Annotated in this window: 14 protein-coding genes; 11 read left to right on the forward strand and 3 right to left on the reverse strand. The window is 69.2% G+C overall.

Going from position 1 to position 14,395, the window contains the following annotated elements; genetic code table 11:
• Nucleotides 1-24: 24 nt before the first annotated feature.
• From pgsA to Q0309_RS14710, 4 genes are read left to right on the forward strand one after another with little or no spacing between them, the layout of a single operon-like run.
• Nucleotides 25-591: a CDP-diacylglycerol--glycerol-3-phosphate 3-phosphatidyltransferase gene (pgsA, locus tag Q0309_RS14695; RefSeq protein ID WP_299442704.1), complete on the forward strand. Its 567-nt coding sequence runs from the start codon at nt 25-27 to the stop codon at nt 589-591.
• The gene (glp, locus tag Q0309_RS14700; RefSeq protein ID WP_299442707.1) at nt 588-1,841 is read left to right on the forward strand and encodes a gephyrin-like molybdotransferase Glp; all 1,254 of its coding nucleotides are present in this window, start codon (nt 588-590) and stop codon (nt 1,839-1,841) included. Before pgsA ends, glp begins: the two co-directional genes overlap by 4 nt.
• Complete coding sequence (gene moaD, locus Q0309_RS14705; protein WP_299442710.1) at nt 1,838-2,089, forward strand: molybdopterin converting factor subunit 1; 252 nt, start codon at nt 1,838-1,840, stop codon at nt 2,087-2,089. Before glp ends, moaD begins: the two co-directional genes overlap by 4 nt.
• A gap of 4 nt (nt 2,090-2,093) precedes the next feature.
• The gene (locus Q0309_RS14710; protein WP_299442713.1) at nt 2,094-2,564 is read left to right on the forward strand and encodes a molybdenum cofactor biosynthesis protein MoaE; all 471 of its coding nucleotides are present in this window, start codon (nt 2,094-2,096) and stop codon (nt 2,562-2,564) included.
• 81 nt (nt 2,565-2,645) lie between these two features.
• On the opposite strand, the gene folD is transcribed toward Q0309_RS14710, so the two are convergent.
• A complete protein-coding gene (gene folD, locus Q0309_RS14715; protein WP_299442716.1) occupies nt 2,646-3,542 on the reverse strand; it encodes a bifunctional methylenetetrahydrofolate dehydrogenase/methenyltetrahydrofolate cyclohydrolase FolD in 897 nt (298 codons plus the stop codon).
• 142 nt (nt 3,543-3,684) lie between these two features.
• On the opposite strand from folD, the gene purU reads away from it, so the two are divergent.
• From purU to rsmA, 7 genes are all read left to right on the forward strand, one after another.
• The gene (gene purU, locus Q0309_RS14720; RefSeq protein WP_299442719.1) at nt 3,685-4,554 is read left to right on the forward strand and encodes a formyltetrahydrofolate deformylase; all 870 of its coding nucleotides are present in this window, start codon (nt 3,685-3,687) and stop codon (nt 4,552-4,554) included.
• 369 nt (nt 4,555-4,923) lie between these two features.
• On the forward strand, nt 4,924-5,262 hold the full coding sequence (locus Q0309_RS14725; RefSeq protein WP_299442722.1) for a P-II family nitrogen regulator: 339 nt from the start codon (nt 4,924-4,926) through the stop codon (nt 5,260-5,262).
• Nucleotides 5,263-5,276: 14 nt separating this feature from the next.
• On the forward strand, nt 5,277-6,632 hold the full coding sequence (locus Q0309_RS14730; protein WP_299442725.1) for an ammonium transporter: 1,356 nt from the start codon (nt 5,277-5,279) through the stop codon (nt 6,630-6,632).
• Nucleotides 6,633-6,948: 316 nt separating this feature from the next.
• Nucleotides 6,949-9,447 carry an LPS assembly protein LptD gene (gene lptD / locus Q0309_RS14735; protein ID WP_299442728.1) on the forward strand — a complete coding sequence of 833 codons (2,499 nt, stop codon included), beginning with the start codon at nt 6,949-6,951 and terminating at the stop codon, nt 9,445-9,447.
• Nucleotides 9,448-9,458: 11 nt separating this feature from the next.
• A complete protein-coding gene (locus tag Q0309_RS14740) occupies nt 9,459-10,784 on the forward strand; it encodes a peptidylprolyl isomerase (protein WP_299442730.1) in 1,326 nt (441 codons plus the stop codon).
• Nucleotides 10,785-10,799: 15 nt separating this feature from the next.
• A complete protein-coding gene (gene pdxA, locus Q0309_RS14745) occupies nt 10,800-11,831 on the forward strand; it encodes a 4-hydroxythreonine-4-phosphate dehydrogenase PdxA (protein ID WP_299442733.1) in 1,032 nt (343 codons plus the stop codon).
• Entirely contained in the window at nt 11,828-12,658 is an 831-nt protein-coding gene (rsmA, locus tag Q0309_RS14750; protein WP_299442736.1) for a 16S rRNA (adenine(1518)-N(6)/adenine(1519)-N(6))-dimethyltransferase RsmA, read from the forward strand. The genes pdxA and rsmA overlap by 4 nt, the downstream gene beginning before the upstream one ends.
• A gap of 8 nt (nt 12,659-12,666) precedes the next feature.
• Here the strand turns inward: rsmA and gmk are convergent, their stop codons facing one another.
• Both gmk and Q0309_RS14760 read right to left on the reverse strand, forming a co-directional pair.
• Nucleotides 12,667-13,344 carry a guanylate kinase gene (gmk, locus tag Q0309_RS14755; RefSeq protein WP_299442739.1) on the reverse strand — a complete coding sequence of 226 codons (678 nt, stop codon included), beginning with the start codon at nt 13,342-13,344 and terminating at the stop codon, nt 12,667-12,669.
• Between the two features lie 6 nt (nt 13,345-13,350).
• Complete coding sequence (locus tag Q0309_RS14760; RefSeq protein ID WP_299442742.1) at nt 13,351-14,259, reverse strand: YicC/YloC family endoribonuclease; 909 nt, start codon at nt 14,257-14,259, stop codon at nt 13,351-13,353.
• Nucleotides 14,260-14,395 lie beyond the last annotated feature (136 nt).

Here is a 14,395-nt window from a genome sequence, read left to right on the forward strand (position 1 = left end):
TCTTCGGACTCACCAGCTCCGCCCATGCTCTCCTCTCTCCCCAACGCCCTCACCGTGGCCCGGATCGCTGTGGTTCCGATCATCGTCGCAACGGTCTTCATCCCCGGCCCTGAAGCCCGTTGGGTGGCCGCCGGACTGTTCGCCGTGGCGGCGGTGACGGATTACCTCGACGGCTGGCTGGCGCGGGCGCTGAAGGTGGAATCCGACGTCGGCCGCGCGCTCGACCCCATCGCCGACAAGCTGCTGGTGGCCGCCGTGTTGCTGATGCTGGCCGGGGTGGACCGCCTGAGCGACCTGGGGGTGGTCGCCGCCGTGATCATCCTGGCACGCGAGATCCTGGTCTCCGGCCTGCGCGAGGCCCTGGCCGGGCACAGCGTCGTCATGCCCGTGACCCGGCTGGCCAAGTGGAAGACGGCGTCGCAGCTCGTGGCGCTGCCGTTGCTGCTGGTGGGAGACGCGGCCTACGTCATCGGACTCTCGCTGCAATGGCCCGGCGAACTCCTGTTATGGATCGCGGCGGGGCTGACGGCGCGCACGGGCTATGACTATCTTCTTCAGGCGCTCGCCCATCTGCGGAAGGATTCGTCGTGACCGTCCCCACCGACCCTGTCTCCATCGACGATCGCCTGCTGCCGCTGGACGAGGCACTGGAGCGGCTTCAGCGCGAATTGCGCCCGGTGGTCGCCCCCGAGCGCGTCCCGCTGCGCGCGGCCGCCGGGCGCATCCTGGCCGCCGATGTGGTGGCCGCCGTCGATCATCCTGGCCATGCCGTCTCGGCCATGGACGGATACGCCGTGCGGCACGCGGACCTTTCGGCCGATGCGCCGGTGACGCTGCCCGTGTCCGGGCGCGCGGCGGCGGGCCATCCCCTGCCCCACCCACTGGAGCCGGGCTCGACCGCGCGCATCTTCACCGGCGCGGTGATGCCCGAGGGGGCGGACACCGTGATCATGCAGGAGGACGTCACCGAGGCCGGCGACGGGGGCGTCACCCTCCCCGCCGGCGCGTCCCATGGGCGCCATGTGCGCGCCGCCGGCAGCGACTTTCACGCCGGCGCCACGGTGCTGGCCGCCGGGCGTCGCCTGCGGCCGCCGGATATCGCCCTGGCCGCCGCCGCCGGACAGGCCCACCTGCCGGTGTTCGAGCGCTTGCGCGTCGGCGTCTTCTCCACCGGCGACGAGGTGGTCGAGCCGGGCCAGCCGTTGCCCCCCGGCGGGCTGTACGACAGCAATCGCCACGGGTTGTTGGCGCTGGTGGAGGCGATGGGCGCGGCGGTCACCGACCTGGGCAATCTGCCCGATGACCGCGCCCGGATCACAGCGGCGCTGGACCGGGCCGCCGAGGAGCACCATGTGCTCATCACCTCCGGCGGTGTGTCGGTGGGCGGCGAGGACCACGTGCGCGACGCCGTGGCGGCGCTCGGCACCCTCCACTTCTGGCGCCTGGCCATCAAGCCGGGCAAGCCGACCGCGCTGGGCAGCATCCGCGACACGACGTTCATCGGCCTGCCCGGCAACCCGGTCTCGGCCCTGGTGACGTTCCTGCTGGTCGCCCGGCCGGTGCTGCAACGCCTGGGCGGCGCGCGGGTGGTCCCGCCCCGCCGTTACCCCGTGCCGGCCGGGTTCTCGCACGAAAACACGGGCCACCGCCGCGCCTTCCTGCGGGCCTGGGTCGAGGACACGGCCGAGGGACCGCGCGTACGGCTGTTCCGCTCGCAGGACAGCGCCATGACCACGTCGCTCGGCGCCGCCACCGGCCTGGTGGACCTGCCGGCGGACACGGACACGGTGGCCCCGGGCCAGCCGGTGGACTACCTGCCGCTCACCGAGGTGCTGTCATGAAGGTGCTGTATTTCGCCTGGGTGCGCGACTTTGTCGGCACGGGTCAGGAGACCGTGGAGCCCCCAGCCGAGGTCGCCACCGTCGGAGACCTCATGGGCTGGTTGGCTCAGCGCAGCCCGGGACACGCGCGGGCGTTTGCCGACCCAGCGGTCGTCCGCTGCGCGGTGGATCAGGACTTCGCCGGTGCCGAGGCCCCTATTGCCGGCGTGTCGGAAGTGGCTTTCTTCCCGCCGGTGACCGGAGGCTAGGGCCGTGATCCGCGTGCAGGCCGAGGCCTTCGACGTCGGCGCCGAGATCGCCGCCTTCACGCGCGGTACGGGGCGGGTCGGCGCGGTAGCGACCTTCACCGGGCTGGTGCGTGACTATCTCGGCGACAGGCCCGAGGGCGCGCCGCCTGTGCGGGCCATGACCCTGGAGCACTACCCGGGCATGACCGAACGCCAGTTGGAGCGGATCGAGGCCGAGGCCCGAAGCCGCTGGGACCTCGCCGACGTGCTTGTCATTCACCGCGTCGGGCGGATGGAACCGGGCGAGCCCATTGTGCTGGTGTGCACGGCGTCGGCCCATCGCGCGGCGGCGCTGGACAGTTGCGCGTTCCTCATCGACTGGCTGAAGACCCAGGCCCCGTTCTGGAAACGCGAGGAAACGCCGGACGGTGACCGCTGGGTCGAGGCGCGCGCCAGTGATGATGACGCGGCCAAGCGGTGGAATCAGTGTTCGTAGGGCGGGTTCGCGCCTTTAGCGCAACCCGCCATGGGCACTTTGCTTGCGGCGGATTGGCCCGCTGCGCCGGCCGAATCCGCCCTACCCGTTCGACGACCGGTCCCGCTCCACCCCCGCCGACCGACACGCCGCCTCCACGGTGTTGTCGAGCAGGCAGGCGATGGTCATGGGGCCGACGCCGCCCGGCACCGGGGTGATGGCCCCCGCCACCTCCTTCGCCGCCTCGAAATCCACGTCGCCGACCAGCCGGCCCTTCTCCTGGCCCGAGTCCGGCGGCAGGCGATTGATGCCGACGTCAATCACGGTCGCCCCCGGCTTGATCCAGTCGCCCTTGACCATCATCGGCCGGCCGACGGCCGGCACCAGGATATCGGCGCGGCGGCATTCCTCGGCCAGATCACGGGTGCGCGAGTGGGCCATGGTCACCGTGCAGTTGGCGGCCAGCAGCAACTGCCCCATCGGCTTGCCCATCAGGTTGGAGCGGCCAATGACCAGCGCCCTGGCTCCCGTCAGGTCACCCAGCACATCCCGCAACAGCATCATGCAGCCCTTGGGCGTGCACGGCAGCAGCGCCGGCGCGCCCGAGGCCAGATTGCCCACGCTCACGGGGTGCAGCCCGTCCACGTCCTTGGCCGGGTCGATGGCCTGCACCACGCGCTGCGGGTCCAGCCCGGCGGGCAGCGGCAACTGCACCAGGATGCCATGCACGGTCTCATCGCCGTTCAGGCGGCCGATCAGGGCGTCCAACTCCGCCTGGGTCGTTTCGGCGGGCAGTCGGTAGGCGGTCGAGACCATGCCGGCCTCGCGCGCCATGCGTTCCTTGCTGCGCACATAGACCTGGCTGGCCGGATCCTCGCCCACCAGAACCACCGCCAGACCCGGTACCAGACCGCGTCCGGCCAGCGCCGCAACCTCTTCGGCGACACGGGCGCGCAACGCGGCGGAGAAGGCTTTTCCATCAATGATACGGGCGGTCATGGCGGCTCCGGGACGGGACGGGGCGGAGGAACGGGCGGCGGGACCATACGCCGACATCCCCACAGAGGAAAGGCGTTTCCCGACCGCGAAACCCTGTTACGGTGCGTGCACTTGGCCCCTCGATATCCTCGGACCGCCCGCCATGAACGCTGATCCCAATGTGCCCTACATCCTCACCATCCAGTGCCCGGACGGCCTGGGCGTCCAGGCCGCCGTCATGGGATTCCTGGCCGGCCACCAAGCCTTCATCACCGAATCACACAGTTACGGCGATCCACTCACCGGCCGCTTCTTCATGCGGGTGGTATTCCGCGCCGGGCATCCCAACATGCCCGACCTGGAGACCCTGCGCTCGCACTTCCAGACGGTGGCCACCAACTTCGGCATGGACTGGGGCCTGCACGACGCCACCGAGCCGCCGCGCGTGCTGATCGCCGTGTCCCGCTTCGGCCATTGCATGAACGACCTGCTGCACCGGTGGCAGTCGGGGCAGCTCGGCATCCGCATCGCCGCCGTGGTGTCCAACCATACCGAGATGCGCGGCCTGGCCGAGTGGCACGGCATTCCCTACCACCATCTGCCGGTCACCCCGGACACCAAGCCCGAGCAGGAACGCCGCGTCCTCGACCTGGTGGAGGAGCAGGAGATCGATCTGGTGGTGCTCGCCCGCTACATGCAGGTGCTGTCGCCGGAGATGAGCGCCGCGTTGTCCGGGCGCTGCATCAACATTCATCACTCGTTCCTGCCCAGCTTCAAGGGCGCGCGACCCTACCAGCAGGCGCACGGCCGCGGCGTGAAGCTGATCGGCGCCACCGCGCATTACGTCACCGAAAACCTCGACGAAGGGCCGATTATCGAGCAGGAGGTCGTGCGCGTCGACCACACCCATACGGGCGAGGAACTGGTGCGCATGGGCCGCGACGTCGAGACGGTCGTGCTGGCCCGGGCGGTGCGCTGGCACTGCGAGCGCCGGGTTTTCATGAATGACAACAAGACGGTGGTGTTCAAGTAGAGCTTTCTTGTCCACGCCCAGGGCCACGTTGTGGCGCCCCGGAACAGGGCGCCGGTCGCACGGCGAGGCCCGAATGCCTTGCTCTTGCTCTTTGGTTTTCCTCAAAAAACCATCACCTGCACACAAATTGTGCAGAGCCCACCTTGGCCGCCCATAAAATTGTCATGGGCTGTCGCGCGCGGCCCGCCCAAACGGCCGCTCCGGCCTGCGCCACGCGCCTAACCCCCTGAATAAAAGCCATTTTCTATCCTCTCGGCCACTTGGCACGGTGCTTGAACACCGTAGTCCACGACGCCAGACCGCCCTGATCCAATGATGGGCGGGGACCCGGGCGGCGAGACACCATCTGGTTGATTGGGGGTACAGGCTATGAAGTTGATCATGGCGATCATCAAGCCCTTCAAGCTCGACGAGGTCCGCGAGGCCCTCAGCGCGCTGGAGATCCAAGGGCTGACGGTCTCCGAGGTCAAGGGCTTCGGACGACAGAAAGGCCAGACCGAGATCTATCGGGGCGCCGAATACCAAGTGAACTTCCTTCCCAAGGTGAAGATCGAGATCGTCGTGGCGGACGACATGGTCGAGCGCGTGATCGAGGCCATCCAGAACTCGGCGCGCACCGACAAGATCGGCGACGGCAAGGTCTTTGTCCTGGACGTGGAGAAGTCGGTGCGCATCCGCACCGGTGAAACCGACGCTGACGCCCTGTAGGAGGACCGAAACCGATGATTCGCACCAAAACACAGCTCGCGCTCGCCGCCAGCGCCGCCGTGATCGCCGCGGCGATGGCCGAACCCGCGCTCGCCCAGGACGCCGCCGAGGCCGCCCTGCCGGTTGCACCGGAGACGTCCTTTATTTTCAACTCGTTCTCGTTCCTTGTGCACGGCTTCCTGGTGATGTGGATGGCCGCCGGCTTCGCCATGCTCGAAGGTGGCTTGGTGCGCGGCAAGAACACCACCATGCAGATGACCAAGAACATCGCGCTGTATTCCATCAGCGGCCTGATGTACTGGGTCATCGGCTACAATCTGATGTACAACGGCGTTGACGGTGGGTTCTTCGGCATCCCCGGCCCCTGGAGCGCCAGCGACCCCATCGTCGACGGCGCCTTCGAGGGTGATGCCTCCGGCTATGCGGCCGCGTCCGACTGGTTCTTCCAGATGGTGTTCGTGGCCACCGCCGCGTCGATCGTCTCCGGCACCCTGGCCGAGCGCATCAAGCTGTGGCCGTTCCTGATCTTCATCGTCTGCCTGACCGGCGTCATCTACCCGATCCAGGGCGCGTGGCAGTGGGGCGGCGGCTGGCTGGCCGAGGCCGGCTTCAGCGACTTCGCCGGGTCGACGCTGGTGCACTCGGTGGGCGGCTGGGCCGCGCTGGCCGGCGCGATCCTGCTGGGCGCGCGCACCGGCAAGTACGGCGCCGACGGCAAGGTGCACCCGATCCCGGGCGCCAACCTGCCGCTGGCGACCCTCGGCACCTTCATTCTGTGGCTGGGCTGGTTCGGCTTCAACGGCGGCTCGCAGCTGGCCCTGGGCAGCGCCGCCGACGCCATCTCCATCGCCACCATCTACATGAACACCAACCTGGCCGCCGCCGCCGGCGTGGTCGTGGCCATCCTCGTCACCCAGGCGATTTACGGCAAGGTCGACCTGACCATGGCGTTGAACGGCGCGTTGGGCGGCCTGGTCTCCATCACCGCCGAGCCGCTTACGCCGTCGCCGATGATGGCGGTCCTGATCGGCGGCATTGGTGGCGTGCTGGTGGTCCTGACCGTGCCGCTGCTGGACAAGCTGAAGATCGACGACGTGGTCGGCGCCATCCCGGTCCACTTGGTGTGCGGCGTCTGGGGCACGCTGGCCGTCCCGCTGACCAACAGCGGCACCAACTTCGGCTCGCAGATCCTCGGCATTGTCTCCATCGGCGCCTTCGTCTTCGTGGTCAGCTTCGTCATCTGGTTCGTGCTCAAGATGGCGATGGGCATCCGGGTCTCCGAAGAGGAAGAAACGATCGGCCTCGACAAGGCGGAACTGGGCCTGGAGGCCTACCCCGAATTCGGCCGCGGCTCGCAGTCCATCCTGTAAGCGGTCGTCCGAATGGTCGGCCCGGCGTCCCCTCGACCCGGGGGCGCCGGGTTGCCCTCCCCGCCCTTTTGGGCGCGTTCCTAACTCCGACTGGCCCCGGGGCGTGCTGCCCCGGGGTCTCTTTTGTGCCACGCCGCGGACGCCGTGTCCCGACCGCCGGGGGACGGGCTGAAAACGCTTGGGCTCCGCGGGGGATTCGCGCCTATACTCCCGCACGCTGTGATGACGGATGAGGGGGTCGCGCGGGGTGGTGCGAGGCGTGTACGGCGACGGAAGCGGGACACCGTGTGCCAGGGTCTTGGCGGGTCTGGCGGCCATGTGCGTTGTTGTGGTGTGGAGTGCGTCACCGGCCCTGGCCCTCAGCGCCCGAGACCTCGCCGGGACCGGCGAGGGGTTCCGTGATTTCGACCTCGGCGCATCGGACCCGACCGCCAGCGGCGCCGTCTCCGGCGGTGTGCTCGGCGGTTTGGCGGCGCCGTCGGCGGCGGCGCCGGAGGTGCGCCTGAACCCGGTTCCGTCCGGCACAGACGCCCGCGACACCCTGCCGACGCTGCCGCGCCTGCACACCCCCGTGTCACCGGCCGTACCGACGCCTCGGTTGCGCCCAGTGGTGGATTCGCTGCAAGCCGTCGATCCCGCGCCGGCGCTGGCGCCCTCCGTCTCATCCCCGGCGCCCGAGACCCCGCCAGCGGCGGCGCCACCAGACACCGCTCCCACCGATCCGGCGACCCTGATTCGGGCCGACGAACTGCGCTACGAACGCGACCTGGGTCTCTACCGGGCGCGCGGCAACGTGGAACTGACCAACGGCGAGCGCGTGGTCATGGCCGACGCGGTGTCCTACAACGAACGCACCGACACCCTGACCGCCAACGGCAACGTGCGCGTGGTGGAGGCCGACGGCACCACATACTTCGCCAACTATGTCGAGTTGTCGGCCGATTTCCGCGACGGGTTCGTCCGCGACATGTCGGTGTTGCTGGCCGATCGCTCGCGCATCACCGCCGTCTATGCCACCCGCACGGCCGGCGAACGCAAGGACTTCTGGAAAGGGGTGTACACGGCCTGCGACACATGCCCGACCGACGAAGGATCGCCCTGGCCGACACTGAGCGGCAACCAAGCCGGCACCCGCGAGCGCCAGCGGCCCCTGTGGCAGATCCGCGCCGCGCACGTCACGCATGACGAAGTGGCGCGCGACATCATCTATCGCGACGCCACGCTGGAGCTGTTCGGCGTTCCGGTGGCCTACACGCCGTATCTGACCCAGCCCGACCCCACGGTCTACCGGCGCACCGGCGTTCTGGCGCCGACGTTCGGGGTGGACGACACCATGGGCTACTGGACCGAGGTCCCCTATTACGTCGTCATCGACGATCAGCAGGACACCACCCTGCGCGTGCGCGCCATGTCCGAGGAGGCGTGGCTGTTGCACCCGGAATACCGTCTGCGATTCGGCAGCGGCGAGCTCTATCTTGACGGCAGCCTGACCAACGATGGCGCGGAGGGCCTGTCGGGCCACCTGACCAGCCGGGGCCGCTGGCACATCAATGACGTCTGGCGCGCCGGCTTCGACAGCGCGGTGGCCACGTTCGACGGGTATCTGGACCGCTATGACTTCCCCAATCCCGACTGGCTGACCAACCACGCCTATGTCGAGGCCTTCTCGGGCCGGAACTACGCCGCCGCCGAGGCCTTCTCGTTCGACGATACGCGGGTCGATTACGACGACGACGCCAACCCGATCGTCCTGCCCCTGGTCACCTACGACTACGCCAGCGAGCCCGTGATGCTGGGCGGGCGGATGGCGTTGAACGGCAGCGTGCAGGGCATCCACCGCGAGGACGGGGCCAGCAGCACGCGGGTCTCCGGTTCGGTCGGGTGGACCCGGGCCGGCACACTGAACGGGGGCCTTGCCTATGACGTGAATGCGTTCCTTAACAGCGACCTGTACGTCGTCGACGACGCCAACCAGACCGATGGCGTGCCCGGGTCCGGCTACGATGGCTCGGTGGCCCGGGTCTATCCGTCGGCGCGGATGCGCCTGCGGTATCCGATGGTTCGGGTGGCGCCCAACCATCGCCAGATCCTGGAGCCCATCGTCACCGTCGCCATGGCCCCGCCCGACCTCAACACCAAGCGCATCCCCAACGAGGACAGCCAGGACCCGCAGTTGACCCACGTCAACCTGTTCACCGGCGACCGCACGGGGGGGCGCGACCGGGTGGACGACGGCCTTTCGGTCAACTACGGTCTGCGTTGGACCTACCTCGACGCCGATAACGGATCGGTCGCCGTCCAGTTCGGCCAGGCTTGGCGGCCGTTCGAGTCCGATTTTCTTCTGTCCAGCGCCGGCTATGGCCAGGGGCTTTCGGATTTCGTCGGCAGCCTCGACGTGCGGCCGCACCCCTACCTGGACCTGTTCTACCATTTCCGGCTGGACAGGGACGATCTGACGCCGAACAGGACCGTCCTGGGCTTCCGGGCGGGACCGCCGGTCCTGTCCATCGGCGGCACCTATGTCCGGGTCGGTGAGGCAGGGGACGTCTACGACAGCGGCATCCCCGACCGCGAGGAAGTGGTCGCCTCGGTGAACACGGCGTTCAGCCGATACTGGAGCGCCTACGCCGGCGGCCGCTACAATCTCGCCAGGAACCAGACGGTGGACCTTTGGGGCGGCCTGACCTACGAGGACGAGTGCCTCGCGCTGGCGCTTGATTACACATCCAACTACAACGAGGTCAGCGGCGAGGACGAGGGACAGAGCCTGGTTTTGCGTATGACACTGAAGACGTTGGGTGAGATCAGTTTCTAGGAGTTGTGTTGATGGGCGTGAACGCGGTGTTGAGCCGATCCCGGAGTGCCGTCCACCGGGCCTGTTTGTCGATCACGGTCGCCTTGTTCATGGCCCTGGTGGCGCCCCTGCTGGCCCCTGCGCTCCCGGCCCAGGCCCAGCCGGCGGCCGACATGGTGTTGCGGATCGCGGCGGTGGTGAACGACGACATCATCTCCGTCTATGACATCGAGGCTAGGAGCGACATCCTGATCGCCTCGGCCGGAATGCCCGATACGACAGAAACCCGCGCGCGCATCCGCGATCAGGTCCTGCGCGCCCTGATCGACGAGACCCTGAAGCTCCAGGAAGCGCAACGCCTCGACCAGACTGTGACGGAAGAGGAAATGACCCGGGCGGTGCGGCAGGTCGAACAGCAGAACCGCATTCCTCCGGGCGGATTCGAGGACTTCATCCAGGCCACGGGCGTGGACCGAGAGTCGGCCCTGCGCCAGATCCGCGCCGAAGTCGCCTGGATCAAGAGCATACGGGTCCTGTTCGCCAGCCAGGTGGACATCACCGACGAGCAGGTCGACATCGTCATGAACCGGCTGCAGGCGGCGCGCGGCAAACCGGAGTACCTGGTCAACGAGATCTATCTGCCGGTGGACAATCCGACCGAAGAGGCCCGCATCCGCCAGAACGCCGAGCGGCTGGTCGCGCAGTTGCGCGAGGGCGCGGCGTTCCCGCCGCTCGCCCGCCAGTTCTCGCAAAGCCCCTCGGCGGCCAAGGGCGGCCAGCTGGGCTGGGTCCGGCAGGGCGACCTGGACACCGCCCTGGAACAGGCCCTGCAGGGGATGCCCGAGGATAGCGTGTCCGACCCGATCCGCACGGTCGGCGGCTTCCACATCCTGCACATGCTTGACCGGCGCCGGACCGCCGAACCGGACCCCGACGCCGCCCGGCTGAGCATCAGCCAGTTGGCGCTTCCCTCCAGGGGTCCGAAGGCTCTTTCGCGGGCCACGCGTGAGGAAATCAAGACCGTGGTGCGCCAGAACGTCGAAACGTGCGAGGACCTGAACGCCTTGGCCGAGGAGATGGACGTGCCCAACTCCGGCGCGGTCGGGTCGGTCCCGGTGGCGCGCCTGCAAGGACCGATGCGCGACATTCTGCTGGGCCTGGGCGAAAACCAGGCATCCGAGCCGCTGCGCACCCCGAACGGCGAGTTGATCCTGATGGTCTGCGACCGCGAGGTGCCGGGTGGAATGCCGACCCGGGAAGACATCCGCGAACGGCTGTATCAGGAACGCCTGGACGCCATTGCCAACCGCCATTTGCGCACCTTACGCCAGCAGGCGCTGATCGATATCCGCATCTGACCGGACAGCCCCGCCATGCCCGCCGCTCCAGCTGCCTCCACGTCCCCCCCTCTGGCCCTGACCATGGGCGAGCCGGCCGGCGTCGGCGCCGAGATCACCCTGGCCGCCTGGACCCGGCGGCGCGACAGCGCCGTGCCCCCGTTCGTGCTGCTCGACGACGTCGACCGGATCGAGGCGATGGCGCGCCGACTCGGCTGGTCCGTCCCGGTGGCGCGCGTGGACCATCCGCGCGAGGCCCTGCCTCGGTTCGCCGAGGCACTGCCGGTGCTCCATCGGCCCTTGCCCGTTCCGGTCGAGCCGGGTCGGCCCGACCCCGCGAACGCCGGCGCGGTGCGCGACGGCATCGCCGAGGCGGTGACCCTGGTCCGACAGGGCGAGTGCGCAGCCGTCGTCACCAACCCCATCAACAAGGACGTGCTGCAAGGCGCCGGGTTTGTCTTTCCCGGTCACACCGAGTTCCTGGCCGAACTGGCGGGCGGCGAGGGCCGGGCGGTGATGATGCTCGCCTGCCCCGGCCTGCGAGTGGTGCCGATCACCGTTCACATTCCGCTGTCGCGGGTTGCCGCCACGCTGACCACCGAGGCCATCGTCGACGCCGGCCGCGTCACCGCCCGGGCCCTGGCGCGCGATTTCGGCCTCGCCGCGCCCCGGCTGGCGGTGGCCGCGCTCAATCCGCACGCCGGCGAGCACGGGCGCATGGGCGACGAGGAAACCCGGATCATCCAGCCGGCGGTGGATCTCCTGCGAGCCGAGGGGCTGGCCGTCTTCGACCCATCGCCCGCCGATACCCTGTTTCATGCCGGCGCCCGCGCCGGCTACGACGCGGTGCTGTGCATGTACCATGACCAGGCGCTGATCCCGCTCAAGACCATCGACTTCGCCGGCGGGGTGAACGTCACGCTGGGCCTGCCGTTCGTGCGCACCTCGCCCGACCATGGCACGGCGTTCGACATCGCCGGCCAGGGCCGCGCCAACCCCATGAGCCTGATCGCCGCGTTGCGCATGGCGGCCGTCATGGCCGCGCGCCGTGGCGCCACCGCGCCATGACGGACGTAAAGGCGCCCGACCTGCCGCCCTTGCGTGAGGTCATCGCCCGCCACGGGCTCGACGCCCGCAAGGCGCTGGGGCAGCATTTCCTTCTCGACCTGAACCTGACGCGTCGCATCGCCCGCGCCGCCGGCGACCTGACCACCGGCACGGTGATCGAGGTCGGTCCCGGGCCGGGCGGGCTGACGCGGGCGCTGCTGGAGCAGGGCGCGCGGGTGGTGGCGATCGAGAAGGACCGCCGCTGCGTCGCCGCGCTGGAAGAGCTGGGTGCCGCCTTTCCCGGCCAGTTGTCCATCATCGAGGGCGATGCGCTGGAGCAGGATATGACCACCCTGGGCGAGCGACCGCGCCGGGTGGTGGCCAACCTGCCCTACAATATCTCCACCGCGTTGCTGCTGCGCTGGCTGCACACCATCCAGGCGTTCGATCTGCTGGTGCTGATGTTCCAGAAGGAGGTCGCGGATCGCCTGTGGGCGCGCCCGGGCTTGCGCGGCTACAGCCGGCTATCGGTCATCACGCAATGGCTGTGCGAGGCCAAGCCGCTGTTCGACGTCAACCCGCGCGCCTTTACGCCCCCGCCCAAGGTGAACTCGGCCGTGGTACGCCTGACGCCCCGGCCCGAACCGCTGCTCGACGTGCCGATCGGCGCCGTCGAGCGGGCGACCGCCACCCTGTTCGGCCAGCGCCGCAAGATGGTGCGGGTGCCGCTGAAGGCTCTCGGCGACCCCGAGGCCATCTGCGCCGCCTGCGGCATCGACCCCACCCACCGGGCGGAACAGATTCCGGTCGAGGACATTCTGAACGTGGCCCGGTACGTGGACGATTGAGCCGCGCCCTACTCTTCCCCCCGCATCGCATTGACGAAATCGACCATGCCGATCTGGCGGTCGCGGCGCAGGCGTTCGGCGGTGAGGATGGCCTTGACCCGGGCGATGGCCTGATCGACATCCGTGTTGACGACGATGTAGTCGTACTCCGCCCAATGGCTCATCTCGTCGGCCGCCTTGGCCATGCGCCGTTGCACCACGTCCTCCGGGTCCTGTGCGCGGGCGCGCAGGCGGCGTTCCAGTTCCTCGGTCGAGGGCGGCAGGATGAACACCCGCACAAGATCGCGCGCCACCTTGTCGGCCAGTTGCTGCGTGCCCTGCCAGTCGATGTCGAACAGCACGTCGCGGCCGGCGCTGAGTTCATTCTCGACCTGCTGGCGAGGCGTTCCGTAATGGTTGTCGAACACGCGCGCGTGTTCCAGGAGTTCGTCCCGCTCCACCATCTCCCGGTACCGTTCGAGAGAGATGAAATGGTAGTCGCGCCCGTCCACCTCCGCCGCCCGCTTCGGTCGTGTGGTCACCGAGACCGACAGCCGCAACTCGGGATCGTCCGCCAACAACGCCCGGCTGATGGTCGACTTGCCGGCGCCTGAGGGCGAGGACAGGACCAGCATCAGGCCGCGCCGGCGGATCGGCCGGCCGGTGTGATCGACGTTCAAGGCAGCTCCGGCGGTCAATGCGGTCATGGCGGCCTACTCGATGTTCTGAACCTGCTCGCGGAACTGGTCGATGGTGGCCTTCAGCTCCAGGCCGATGGCGGTCATCTCGGCCTCGGACGCCTTGGAACACAGCGTGTTGGCCTCGCGGTTGAACTCCTGGCAGAGGAAGTCCAGCCGCCGCCCGACCGCGCCCTCGGCGGCCAACAGGTCGAGCGCCGCCTGCCCGTGCGCCGCCAGACGGTCCAACTCCTCGCGCACGTCGGCCTTGGTGGCCAGAATGGCGGCCTCCTGCACCAGCCGCTCCTCGAAGGCGGCGCCGGGCGGCGCCGGCCACGCCTCCAGCAGGGCCTGCACCTGCCCGCGCAGGCGTTCGCGCAGCGCCTCCGGCTGGGCCGACGCCAAGGCCGCCGCGCGATCGCGCAAGCCCGCGATCCGCGCGAGGTTCTCGCGCAGGACCGGGTCCAACCGCGCGCCCTCCTCGGCTCGCGCCGCCACCAGGGCCGACAGGGCCACATCGAGCCCTTGCAACAAGGCCGCATCGCGCTCCGCCCGCAAGGCCTCCGCCTCCGGGCCGACCGGTTTCTGCTCGCCCACCTCCAGCACGCCGCGCAACGCCATCAAGCCATCCACACGGGCCGGGGCCAATGTCGGAAAGTGTCGCGCCACCTCGTCCGCCACGCCGGCCAGGGAGTCCAGGAGATCCCGGTTGATGGTCGGCACTGCGGAGTCGCGGGCTGTGTCCAGCGACAAGGCCATGGTCACGCTGCCCCGCGTCAGCACCCGTCCCGCCGCCGCCCGCGCCGGCCCGTCGAGCGACTCGCAGCCTTGCGGCAAACGGACCCGCACGTCGAGGCCGCGCCCGTTGACGCTACGCACCTCCCACGTCCAGACCCCACCCAGGGGACCGTCGATAGACCCTTGCGACCGGGCAAATCCGGTCATGCTGGCAACACTCACGGGCGACTCCAGGCTGTTCGGGCGGCCGGTCCGACCGCCGGGCGGTTATAGCCAGCCCGCCCGCGCCGGAGCAACCACGCCCTGACCGATGCCCCCCCGACAATCCCGCGGTCGCGGCGGC

Source organism: uncultured Rhodospira sp., from assembly GCF_937138205.1.
GTDB lineage: Bacteria > Pseudomonadota > Alphaproteobacteria > Rhodospirillales > Rhodospirillaceae > Rhodospira.